This window comes from Sphingomonas sp. 1F27F7B (genome assembly GCF_005503355.1).
GTDB lineage: Bacteria > Pseudomonadota > Alphaproteobacteria > Sphingomonadales > Sphingomonadaceae > Sphingomonas.
This window is the reverse complement of the sequence record NZ_SCMK01000004.1, coordinates 243326-254060: the sequence shown is the minus strand read 5'-3', so window position 1 is coordinate 254060 and position 10735 is coordinate 243326. Positions and strand designations below refer to the sequence as shown.

The following is a 10735-nucleotide window of genomic DNA, read 5'->3' as shown; positions in this document are numbered from 1 at the left end:
TTCGAGGATCGCGGCGGTTTCGGCGGCGGTGATCGCTTCGGCGGCGGCGGTGGCGGTGGTTACCGCGGCGGTGGCGGCGGCTTCGGCGGCGGCGGCGGCGGCGGTGGTTTCCGCGGCGGCGGCGGTGGCGGCTTCGGCGGTGGCGGCGGCGGCTTCGGCGGCGGCAACCGCATGCCTCCGCAGGTCATCGGCGAAGGCACGGGCGTCGTTAAGTTCTTCAACGCGCAGAAGGGCTTCGGCTTCGTCGTTCGTGACGATGGCGGCGAAGACGTCTTCGTGCACATCTCGGCCGTCGAGCAGGCGGGCCTCACCGGCCTGGCCGAGGGCCAGCCGCTTGGCTTCACGCTCGTCGATCGCGGCGGCCGCATCTCGGCCACCGAGCTGAAGATCGATGGCGAGCCGATGCCGGTCGAAGAGCGCGCGCCCCGCGAGGATCGCGGCGATCGTGGCGGCTTCGGCGGCGGCGACCGCGGTGGCCCGCAGCGCCAGCTCACCGGCGAGAAGGCAACGGGCACGGTCAAGTTCTTCAATGCAATGAAGGGCTTCGGCTTCATCCAGCGCGATGACGGCCAGCCGGACGCGTTCGTGCACATCTCGGCCGTCGAGCGCGCGGGCATGCCGACGCTCAACGAAGGCGACCGGCTCGAGTTCGAGCTCGAAGTCGATCGTCGCGGCAAATACGCTGCGGTGAACCTCACGCCGTCGAGCTGAGGTCAGCCGTCAGGCGAACGAATCGAAGGGGCCGGGCGGAAACGTCCGGCCCTTTTGCTTTTGCCGCGAATCGGGCCGTGGGGCGGGTGTCCCGCAACGCCGTGGCGGTGCTCGCCAGTCGCAATCCCGCTGCCGAAGCGACGCCGCGTTCCCGCGCGCATCGCCAACCGGCTCAGTCTTCGAGCAGCTCGTGCAGCGGCAGGGCCGGCGTGAACTTGCGGCGGCGCTTGACGAAGCTCGTCTCATAGCGCCGCACCACGGGATCGCCGCCGAGCAGCGAATCGACCAGCGCGTTGAACGAATCCATGCCGCGCGCCGAGACGAGCAGCACGAGATCGAAATTGCCGGTCACTTCCAGCATCAGCTGGACATGCGGGCTGGCGAGGATCCGGCGCTGGAAATGCTGGAGCGCGTCGAGCGAGTGGCGGTCGAACTGGACATGGACCAGCGCCGACAGGAACGGCCCGACATCCTCCGAGACGATCGCGACATCGGCGGCGATCGTGCCGTCCGCCCGCATCCGGCGGATACGCCGCGCGATCGCGCTGGGCGAAAGCGGCAGCCGCTCGGCCAGCAGATCGGCCGTCATCAGCGCGTCCTGCTGGAGCAGCGCCAGGATGCGCAGGTCGATGGCGTCGTTAGTCATCCGCGCACTATGCCAGATTTTGGCAAGCAGACAGGCGAAATTGCGCGCACCGGGCCCGCGATCCATGCAGTGTTATGTGAGTAATACAGCTCGGGAGGAACGCATGAAGACCGTTGTTGCCGCTTTGGTCCTTTCCACGGGCCTGGTCGCCGCCGCGCAGGCGCAGCAGGGCCCGGCGCGTGGCCCCGGCGTCCCGTCGCCGATCGCTACGCCGGCGGCGAGCAAGGCCGAGATCGTCGCGGGGATCCGCAAGGCGATCGCGGAGAATTATGTGATCGCGGCCAAGCGCGCCGGGCTCGACGCCGCGCTCGCCAAGGGACTGGCGTCCGGGCGCTACGAGGTGGCCGATCCGGGCGAGTTCGCTCGCCGGCTGAACGAAGACCTTTATGCAGTGGCGCAGGACAAGCATCTCTCGCTGTTCTTCGATCCGCGCATGTCGGCCGAAATCGCCGGCCGCGGCAGCCAGAATGACGAGATCGAAGACACGCCTTTCTTCAAGGCGATGATGCGCCAGCGCAATTATGGCATCACCGAGATGAAGCTGCTGCCCGGCAATATCCGCTACATCCGCTATGACGGATTTGGCTGGACCGGAGCGGAGAGCAAGGCGGCGCTGGACGCGGCGATGGTCTTTCTGCGCGACGGAGACGCCGCAGTGCTCGACCTGCGCACCAATGGTGGCGGCAGTCCCGACGCCGTGAGGCGCATTGCCAGCTATTTCGTTGCGCCCGGCACGCCGCTGGTGACGTTCCACATGCGCAATGCGGCACCGACGACGTCGACGAGCGAGGCAGTGCCGGGTGGCCGGATGCAGGTGCCGCTCTACGTGCTGACCAGCAATCGCGCGGCATCGGCGGCGGAGGAGTTCGTCAGCCACGTCGCGCGGCTCGGCTTCGGCACGCTGGTGGGCGAGACCACGGCGGGCGCAGCCTATCGCAACGAGCATTATGCGGTGCCCGGCGGCTTCGTGATCAGCGTCTCGGTCGGCTATCCCGAGCTGCCCGGCGGCGGCAATTGGGAAGGGAAGGGCGTGGCGCCCCGGATCGCGGTACCCGCCGATCGCGCGCTCGACCGTGCGCTCCAGGAAGCCGCTGCCGGGATGGCGGCGAAGGCCGAGGGGCCGATGAAGGTCGAGCTCGAATGGACCGCCGCGCTCTATGCCGCGCGCGTGACGCCGGTGGCGCCGGCCCGGGCGCTCGCCGCCTATGCAGGGCGCTATGGGCCGCGCATGGTGGCGATCGAGAATGGCGCGCTCACCTGGCAGCGCGACGGCGGGTCCAAATCGGCGATGGTGCCGTTGGGCGGAGACCTGTTCGCATTCGACGCCGATCCCCGTACCCGCATCCGCTTCACCGGCAACGGCGCGATCACCGGCGCCGTGATCGAGCGGGCCGACGGCACCAGCAGCCCGGCGACCAAGGACTGAAGAAGGCGATCCCCGGCCCGGGAGCGGCCGGCGCTAGCCCAGGATCAGCGCCGCGCCGCCGAGTATGCCGAGCACGCTGAAGCCGCGTAGCGGCGTCACGCGTTCGCCGAGGAAGAGAATCGCAATCGCGAGGGCGGTGACCATCCCTGTCTCGCGCAGCGCGGCGAGCGGTGCGACGGCGCCGAGCGCATAGGCGTTGAGCGCGAGGCCATAGGTGACGATCGACAGCGCGCCGGCGGCCGCGCCCGGCTTCCATTGACCGAGCGCGGCCTTGAAGATGCGGCCGCGCGAGGCCAGTCCGAACATGGCGACGATCGCCGTGCCCGATACGACGAAGGACCAGACGACATAGCTGGCCGGCCGCGGCGCGGCGCGCACGCCCTGCGCGTCGGTGATGGTGTAGCATCCGATCATGGCTGCGGTGAGCAATGCCCAGCCGAATCCGGCGCGGCCGAGATGGCGGCCGATCACCAGCGTCGCGACGGCGCCGCCGATCAAGGCGATGCCGAGGAGTTCGCGCATCGAGACGCTTTCCCCGAAGGCCAGTATCGCCAGCGCTGCGGTGAGCATCGGCGCGACGCCGCGCATCACCGGATAGGCGGCGGAGAAGTCGCTCGTCTCAAAGGCGCGGACGACGGCGTAGAGATAGAGGCAATGGATGAGGGCGCTCAGGCCGAGCCAGCCCCAGGCGCCGCTCGGCAGCGGCACGATCAGCGTGGCGGGAAGCAGGATCAGCGCGCTCGATCCGTCGATGATCGCGCGGCCGGCCATCTTGTCGCGGCCGCCCTTCAGGATCGCGTTGACCACCGCATGGATCGAGCCCGAGGCGATCATCATCGCCGGGGCGAGCAGTTCCGGATTCACCAGGCGGCGTCGCGAGCGTGCCGGAGCCAGAGCGCGAGCAGGATGCGGGAGACGATGCCGGAAAAGAGCACCAGCGGGACCACCAGCCAGAGCATCAGCACTTGGAACGCGCCCCATTGCCCGGCGAGGAGGTGTCGTGCGCTGCTGAGCGCGGTCCAGCCCAGGATGATCGCAGTGGTGATCAGCCCGGCGAGCAGGGTGGCCCCGATCCAGCGGCGCCAGGGCAATGCGGGATCCCGCAGGAAAATCAGCGCGATAGGTGCGCCGACGAGCAGGGCATAGCAGATGCCGAACAGCGCCAGCGTGCCCCAGACCCGCAGCAGCGAATCGGCACCGCCGCTGCCGGCAAAGGCGGCGAGCAGCGATGCGGGGACGGGGCCCGCGAGCACGCAGGCGATCAGGGGCGGAACCGCGATACGATTTCCCTCGGCCATGGCGTGCGAAACTGACTCAGGTGACGCGCTTGCGCAACGTCTGGATCGTGTCCGCTTCCCGTGCCGGCTTGTCGGTGCGGATGCGGCTGATCCGCGGGAAGCGCATTGCGAGGCCGGATTTGTGCCGCCGCGATTCGTGGATCGAATCGAAGGCGACTTCGAGGACCAGGCTCTTGTCGGTCTCGCGGACCGGTCCGAAGCGATTGATCGTGTGGGTGCGGACATGGTGATCGAGCCATTTCAGCTGCTCGTCGGTGAAGCCGAAATAGGCCTTGCCCACGGGCAGCAGCTCGCCCTCGGCCGTCCAGGCGCCGAAGGTATAGTCGGAATAGAAGCTGCTGCGCTTGCCGGAGCCGCGCTGGGCGTACATCAGCACGCAATCGGCGATCAGCGGGTCGCGCTTCCATTTGTACCAGAGGCCCGCGCGGCGCCCGGCGACATAGGGCGAGTCGCGTCGCTTGAGCATGACGCCTTCGATCGATGCGTCGCGGGCGCCGGCGCGAATCGCCTCCAGCGCAGCGAAATCCGCTGCCTCGATCACGGCCGAGACGTCGAACCGCTCGGAATCGAGGCGCGGAGCGAAGGCTTCGAGGCGGAGCCGGCGCGCCGACCAGGGCAGCGCGCGCAGATCCTCCGCGCCGTCGAAGAGGATGTCGTAGAGCCGGACGAACGCGGGATAGTCGGCCAGGGTCTTCGCGCCGACCTGTTTGCGGCCGAGGCGCTGCTGAAGCGTGTTGAAGCTCGCGGCTTCCCCGCCCTGGAACGCGCCTTTCACCAGCAGCTCGCCGTCCAGCACGCCGGGTGTGGCGAAGGCGGCGGTGATTTCGGGGAAGCTGCGGGTGATGTCGTCGCCCGCGCGGCTGTAGAGCCGCGTCTCGCCCGCGACATGGACGAGCTGGACGCGGATCCCGTCCCATTTCCACTCCGCGGCATAGTCGGCGAGGTCGAGGCTATCCTGTTCGAGCGGGTGCGCGAGCATGAAGGGGCGGAAGACGGGCACGTCGCGCGCGCTCGGCTGCGTGCCGCGACCCTCGGCCCAGTCGAACAGCGGCGTATAGGGCGGGGCGAGGCCGTGCCACACTTCCTCCACCGCATCGACGTCGAGCCCGAAGGCCTGGGCCAGCGCCGTCTTGGCGAGCCGGGCCGAGATGCCGACGCGCAGGGCGCCAGTGGCGAGCTTGAGCAGGGCGAAGCGCGCATCGGCATCGAGGCGGTCGAGCATCGCGGCGAGGATCGCGGGCGCATCGGATCTCGAGATCCCGCCGAGCGTCGCGACGACCTGGGAGATGGTGAGCGGCGCTCCCGCTTCGGGCGGCGTTGCGGGTTCGGGCCAGAGCAGTGCGATCGTCTCGGCCGAATCGCCGACGAAGTCGCGGCTCATCGCATAGAGCACCGGATCGACGCGCGCCTCGACCATTGCGCGGATCAGCGCGGGCTTCACCGCCGGCAGATCGAGTGTGCCGGTGAGCGCCGCCATCGCCCAGCCGCGGTCCGGATCGGGCGTTGCGCGCAGATAGTCGCCGATCAGCTTGAGCTTGGCGTTGCGCGAACGCGTATAGATCAGGCCATCGAGCAGGTCGGCAAATGCACGCATGAGGCGGCAACGCATGGCGCAGCCGATGCGCTCCCGTTACGATGCCCGCATGCGCAAGTTGATCGTCCTTCTCGCCGGCCTCGCCTTGTCGTTCGCCGGCCTTGTCGGCTGGTGCTACCGCGAGGCGACGAGCGATCCCGTGGTCCGCCGCGCCGAAGTGGCGATGCCGGGGCTGGACCGGCCGGTGCGAATCGCGCTGCTGAGCGACATCCATATCGGCACCGTCGCGATGGGGCCGGCGCGGCTCGGGCGGATCGTCGGGCAGGTCAATGCGCTCGAGCCCGATCTGGTGGTGATCGCGGGCGACTTCATCTTCGGGCACGACCCGCAGGGAGCAGCGAAGCTGGGGCCGCCGATGGTGGGGCCGCTGCGACAGCTGCGCGCGCCGCTCGGTGTGGCGGCGGTGCTCGGCAACCATGATTACTGGACCGGCCCGCAGGCGGTGCGCGACCAGCTGCAGCGGGCGGGCGTGACGGTGCTGGAGAATCAGGCCGCGTTGCGCGGGCCGATCGCGCTGGGCGGAGTCAGCGACGATTTCTCCCACCACGCCGATGCCCCGGCGACGCTGCGCGCGGCACGGGCCCTGGGGCGACCGATCGTGCTGGTCACGCATTCGCCCGACATCGCGCCGGACCTCCCCGGCGATGCGCGCCTGTTGCTCGCCGGGCATACTCATTGCGGACAGGCCCTGATCTTCGGGCACAATATCGCGCCGCAGGTCAGCCGCTACGGCACCCGCTATCGCTGCGGGCTGGTGCGCGAGGGTACGCGCACGGTGATCGTCACCGCGGGGCTTGGCACCAGCGGGGTGCCGTTCCGCCTGGGTGCGCGGCCCGATGTCTGGCTGGTCACGCTCGTGCCGCCGGCAATGGTGCGGACACGAAAAGCGAGTTAGGTTCGGCGCTCCACCACCGGAGGGGTCTCCCGATAATGAAGCTCGTTCTCACTGCCGCCCTGCTCGCCTGCGCGCCCGTTGCCGCATTCGCCCAGACTGCGCCCGCGCCCGCCGCGACTCCGGCGCCGGCCGCCGCACCCGCCCCGGCGGCGAAGTTCAGCGCCGACACGCCGATCGAAACCCTGTTCGCCAACGAAGGCGCCAAGGCAGTCCTCGTCGCCGACGGCCTGGGCGATATCGACAAGCACCCTGCCTATGAGCAGTTCAAGGCAATGAGCTTCCGCGCGATCCAGCCCTTCTCGGAAGGCAAGCTGACCGACGAGATACTGGCCAAGCTCGACGCGGACCTCGCCAAGGTCAAGTGACACGATAGGGGCCGGACTCGCCGTCCGGCCCCTTCATCCGATTCGCGCGGGCGATTCGCGCGGGCGCCGGATCAGCCCTTGCGCGAAGCCTCGAACAGGAACCAGGCGCGTTCCTCGGCCTGATCGGTCCATTCGTCGACGATGCCGCTGGTCGCATTGTCGCCGGCATCCTCGGCCGCCTGCTTCACCGTGCGGAAGCTCTCGATCAGCTTGAGATTATCCTCGCGCAGTTCGGCGAGCATGTCGCCGGGCGCGACATAGTCCGCGTCATTGTCGGTCAGCGTCTGGCGGCGGGCGATGTCGCCGATCGAGCGCAGCGTGACGTTGCCGGTCTTGCGCACGCGCTCGGCGATCGCATCGGTGATGCCGTAGATCTGCGCCGCCTGATCGTCGAGCAGCAGGTGATAGTCGCGGAAATGCGGGCCCGAGACGTGCCAGTGGAAATTCTTCGTCTTGAGATAGAGTGCGAAGCAATCCGCCAGCGCGCCGTTCAGCGCGTCCGCGACGCTTCTGGTGTCGTTGCGGTTGAGATCGGTAGGGGTGCGGAGCGCCGCATTGGTATCAGCCATGTTCGTCCTCCCGGAATTCGGTTCGCAGGGTCAACGAACGGCATATAGGATCGGGTCCGCCCGGCGCATTCGCATTTTGCCGATCTCAGAGATCGATCAGGTCAGGCGCAGCGCGTTCACGCCGATCCAGCAGCCGGCGATCAGGAAGCTGATGCCGCTTAGGATGCGCACCCAGCGCCAGGGCGCGGCGGCCCAGCTCCGCTCGCCGAGCGCCGCGGCGACGAAGGCCACCGCGAAGGCGCCGATCGATGCGCCGGTCGCGGCGAACCAGGGCTGGCCGCCGGTGGAGAGGGCGAGCGTGAAGAAGGGCGTGCTCTCGCCGAAGGAGAGAATGAGCACGCCCAGGAATGCAGTGAAGAAGGAGCCGAGCTTCCAGCCGTCGAGCCGGTCCTTCACCTTGTTCGATCCGATCGCCCCGAGTGCGCCGAAGATCAGCGCCATCGCGAGCAGCAGCGCGCGGGCATTGGGCGTCATCATCGGCCCGATCAGCGCGCCGCCGACAGCGGCAGCGAAATTGGTGGCGGCATGTGCCAGCCCCGCCGCGAATGCCACGGCGAGCGGCCGGCCGTAGCGATCGGCGAGGATCGCGCCGAGCATGGCTGGCTTGTCGCAGAGCTGGGTGAGGACGGCCAGAAGGAAGGCCGGGACGAGAGCTTCCATGCGCCTCCCTTTCGGCCGGCATCATGCGGCGGTTCGGTTAAGCCTGCGTGAAGGATAGACGCGATTGCTCCCTCGGCTTGCTGGGAGAGGGGCGTGCCGAGCAAGGCTCTATGGCGGCGCCTCGACCATGTTGCCGGCGCGAACGGTTCCCTTCCCGAGGCGCGGGCGGGGAGGCATTGGGTATCAGCCTTGACTTTTGGTCGAGAATCGCACAGTTGCCCGCGTCTGGCAGCGGTGCGCCCCGGCGTGCCGCTCTTTTCATTTCGCAGATTCAAGGGTTGTTGGGTCATGGCCAAGCCGACCACTGTCAAGATCAAGCTCGTCAGCACGGCGGACACGGGTTTCTTCTACGTCACGAAGAAGAATCCGCGTACCCAGACCGAGAAGTTCTCGTTCCGCAAGTACGATCCCGTCGTGCGCAAGCATGTCGAGTTCAAGGAAGCCAAGATCAAGTAATCCGCACGCGCGGATTGCAGCCCCCGCGTCTGCGGGGGATCGATCAGAAGAGAAGCCCCGGGCCCTTTGGCTGCGGGGCTTCTTCTGTGGCCGCAGCCGGCGTCTGGGTTGCCGATTCGGCCGGCATCAGCGCGCGCACTTCCTCCATGAAACGCACCAGGCTGATCGGCTTGGAGACATAGGCATTCGCGCCCGCCGCGCGGATCCGTTCTTCGTCCTCGCGGCCCGCATAGGCAGTCACCGCCATGATCGGGATGGCGCGCAGCCTGGGGTCCAGCTTCATGTGCTGGATCAGCTCGAGCCCCGTCACATGCGGCATCTGGATGTCCATCACCACCAGCTGCGGATCGAAGTCGCGCGCGCGGGCCACTGCCTCGCGCCCGTCGCGCACCGGCTCGGCTTCGAACTGGTGCGCGCGCAGCAGGTCGCAGAACAGCTTCAGATTGAGTTCGTTGTCCTCGACAACGAGCACCCTTTTTGCCACGCGCTACCCCCGGATCGACTCTCGGGTGATGTAGGGTATGGCGAGCGCGGAAACAAATGCAGAAGCGCTGGCGCTGCAGGCACTTGTCTGGACGCTGGGCGAGGAATCGCGGGCGCGGCGCCTGCTCGACCTGACCGGCCTCGATCCCGCCGAACTGCGCGCGCGGGCGAGTGAGGCACTGCTGCTCGCCGCGACTCTGTCGTTTCTCGAATCATACGAGCCCGATCTTGTCGCCTGCGCGGCGGCACTCGACATAAGCCCCGAACAACTGGTCGCCGCCCGGGCGACGCTGGAAAGATCATGAAACCCCTGCTGATCACCGATTGCGACGAGGTCCTGCTCCACATGGTGCGCCATTTCGGCGTGTGGCTGGGCGAGACGCACGATATCGAGTTCAAGCCCGATGGCGGCGATTTCGCCAATTCGATGCGCCGCCGCGCCGATGCGACCGTGATCGAGCGCGAAGAGATGTGGGGCCTGCTCGACGGTTTCTTCCCGGGCGAGATGGAGCGCCAGACCCTGGTGCCGCATGCCCGCGAGGCGCTTGCCGCGCTGGCCGAACGGGCCGACATCGTCGTGCTGACCAATCTCCAGGACCATTGCCGTTCGCATCGCATCGCGCAGCTCGCCAATCACGGCATCGCGCACCGGGTGGAGTGCAACCAGGGCGGCAAGGGCTCGCCGGTGCTGCGGCTGATCGAGGAATATCGGCCGAGCGTCACCGTGTTCGTCGACGATCTCGCCGTGCACCACGAATCGGTGGCGAAGCATGCGCCGCAGGTCTTTCGCCTCCACATGGTCGCCGAGCCCAGCCTGGCGCCGAGCGTGGCCCGGGCGCCGCACGCCCATGCCCGGATCGACGACTGGCGCGAGGCGCTGGGCTGGATCGAGGCGCGCTTCGACGCGGGCTTGACCGCCGACGCGGCGAGTGGTTGAGCAAGGCCATGACCACCCATGTCGATCGCAAGCTCGAAGAGCTGGGCCTCACCCTTCCCGAAGCCGCGGCGCCCGTCGCCGCCTATATCCCCGTGGTGGAGGCGAACGGCCTGCTCCACGTCTCGGGCCAGATTCCCTTCAAGGACGGCGTGCTGATGACCGGCCGGCTGGGCGAGGACCGCGATCTGGCGTTCGGCACCGAGGCTGCGCAGCGCTGCGCGCTGATGCTGGTCGCGCAGATCAAGAAGTATCTCGACGGCGACTTGTCGCGCGTAGAGCGAATCGTAAAGCTGGGCGTGTTCGTCAATTCCGCCGCCGATTTCACCGACCAGCCCAAGGTGGCCAATGGCGCCTCGGAACTGATGCAGGCGCTGTTCGGCGATGCCGGCCGCCATGCCCGCAGCGCGGTGGGCGTGCCCGCCCTGCCGCTGGGCGTGGCAGTGGAAGTGGACGCGGTCGTCCAGATCCGCTGAGATCCTCCCCGCGGTTTTCGGTGCCGGCCCGTTCCTCCTCGTGGGGAGCGGGCCGGTCCCGTTTCGGTCGTCTGTGGCTGCGTAGCAACAGTTTGTCACGATCCCGTGACGGACCAGCAATTAATGTTGTGCGGTGCAGCGAGGTGCGGCAAGTACGTCGTGCTTCGCGAGCAGCGCAGGCCGACGAGCCTCCAGTCGACGCCGTACCGAAGCAGCAGGCGG

15 protein-coding genes are annotated in these 10735 nt (G+C 68.3%); 8 read left to right on the top strand and 7 right to left on the bottom strand.

The features are described 5' to 3' along the window. A partial coding sequence (locus tag FFS08_RS24200) for a cold-shock protein (protein ID WP_137871819.1) occupies positions 1-711 on the top strand: 711 nt, incomplete at its 5' end. 172 nt (positions 712-883) lie between these two features. Here FFS08_RS24200 and FFS08_RS05835 read toward each other — a convergent pair. After that, positions 884-1357 (bottom strand): Lrp/AsnC family transcriptional regulator, encoded by a 474-nt coding sequence (locus tag FFS08_RS05835; protein WP_171012488.1) that lies wholly within the window; start codon positions 1355-1357, stop codon positions 884-886. Between the two features lie 103 nt (positions 1358-1460). Between FFS08_RS05835 and FFS08_RS05830 the strand changes: the two genes are divergently transcribed. Next, positions 1461-2783: a S41 family peptidase gene (locus FFS08_RS05830; RefSeq protein WP_171012487.1), complete on the top strand. Its 1323-nt coding sequence runs from the start codon at positions 1461-1463 to the stop codon at positions 2781-2783. Positions 2784-2816: 33 nt separating this feature from the next. On the opposite strand, the gene FFS08_RS05825 is transcribed toward FFS08_RS05830, so the two are convergent. The 3 genes from FFS08_RS05825 to FFS08_RS05815 are packed head-to-tail and all read right to left on the bottom strand — an operon-like array spanning position 2817 to position 5675. Continuing rightward, positions 2817-3647, bottom strand: a complete 831-nt coding sequence (locus FFS08_RS05825) for an EamA family transporter (protein ID WP_249341178.1) — start codon at positions 3645-3647, stop codon at positions 2817-2819. Then, positions 3644-4081 carry a hypothetical protein gene (locus tag FFS08_RS05820; protein ID WP_137863756.1) on the bottom strand — a complete coding sequence of 146 codons (438 nt, stop codon included), beginning with the start codon at positions 4079-4081 and terminating at the stop codon, positions 3644-3646. The genes FFS08_RS05825 and FFS08_RS05820 overlap by 4 nt, the downstream gene beginning before the upstream one ends. 16 nt (positions 4082-4097) lie before the next feature. Then, entirely contained in the window at positions 4098-5675 is a 1578-nt protein-coding gene (locus tag FFS08_RS05815; RefSeq protein WP_137863755.1) for a cisplatin damage response ATP-dependent DNA ligase, read from the bottom strand. Between the two features lie 49 nt (positions 5676-5724). On the opposite strand from FFS08_RS05815, the gene FFS08_RS05810 reads away from it, so the two are divergent. Further along, positions 5725-6570 (top strand): metallophosphoesterase, encoded by an 846-nt coding sequence (locus FFS08_RS05810; protein WP_137863754.1) that lies wholly within the window; start codon positions 5725-5727, stop codon positions 6568-6570. A gap of 35 nt (positions 6571-6605) precedes the next feature. Next, on the top strand, positions 6606-6935 hold the full coding sequence (locus FFS08_RS05805; RefSeq protein ID WP_137863753.1) for a hypothetical protein: 330 nt from the start codon (positions 6606-6608) through the stop codon (positions 6933-6935). A gap of 71 nt (positions 6936-7006) precedes the next feature. Here the strand turns inward: FFS08_RS05805 and FFS08_RS05800 are convergent, their stop codons facing one another. Next, complete coding sequence (locus FFS08_RS05800) at positions 7007-7504, bottom strand: Dps family protein (RefSeq protein WP_137863752.1); 498 nt, start codon at positions 7502-7504, stop codon at positions 7007-7009. 96 nt (positions 7505-7600) lie between these two features. Next, positions 7601-8164, bottom strand: a complete 564-nt coding sequence (locus FFS08_RS05795) for a TMEM165/GDT1 family protein (RefSeq protein WP_137863751.1) — start codon at positions 8162-8164, stop codon at positions 7601-7603. 288 nt (positions 8165-8452) lie between these two features. On the opposite strand from FFS08_RS05795, the gene rpmG reads away from it, so the two are divergent. Beyond that, positions 8453-8620: a 50S ribosomal protein L33 gene (gene rpmG / locus FFS08_RS05790; protein WP_025560997.1), complete on the top strand. Its 168-nt coding sequence runs from the start codon at positions 8453-8455 to the stop codon at positions 8618-8620. Between the two features lie 43 nt (positions 8621-8663). Here the strand turns inward: rpmG and FFS08_RS05785 are convergent, their stop codons facing one another. Further along, positions 8664-9104: a response regulator gene (locus FFS08_RS05785; RefSeq protein ID WP_137863750.1), complete on the bottom strand. Its 441-nt coding sequence runs from the start codon at positions 9102-9104 to the stop codon at positions 8664-8666. A gap of 37 nt (positions 9105-9141) precedes the next feature. On the opposite strand from FFS08_RS05785, the gene FFS08_RS05780 reads away from it, so the two are divergent. From FFS08_RS05780 to FFS08_RS05770, 3 genes are read left to right on the top strand one after another with little or no spacing between them, the layout of a single operon-like run. Then, positions 9142-9408, top strand: a complete 267-nt coding sequence (locus FFS08_RS05780) for a DUF3572 family protein (protein ID WP_137863749.1) — start codon at positions 9142-9144, stop codon at positions 9406-9408. Beyond that, positions 9405-10040, top strand: coding sequence for an HAD family hydrolase (locus tag FFS08_RS05775; RefSeq protein ID WP_137863748.1), 636 nt, complete (start codon positions 9405-9407; stop codon positions 10038-10040). The genes FFS08_RS05780 and FFS08_RS05775 overlap by 4 nt, the downstream gene beginning before the upstream one ends. 8 nt (positions 10041-10048) lie before the next feature. Next, positions 10049-10513, top strand: a complete 465-nt coding sequence (locus FFS08_RS05770; RefSeq protein WP_137863767.1) for a RidA family protein — start codon at positions 10049-10051, stop codon at positions 10511-10513. Positions 10514-10735: the final 222 nt, after the last annotated feature.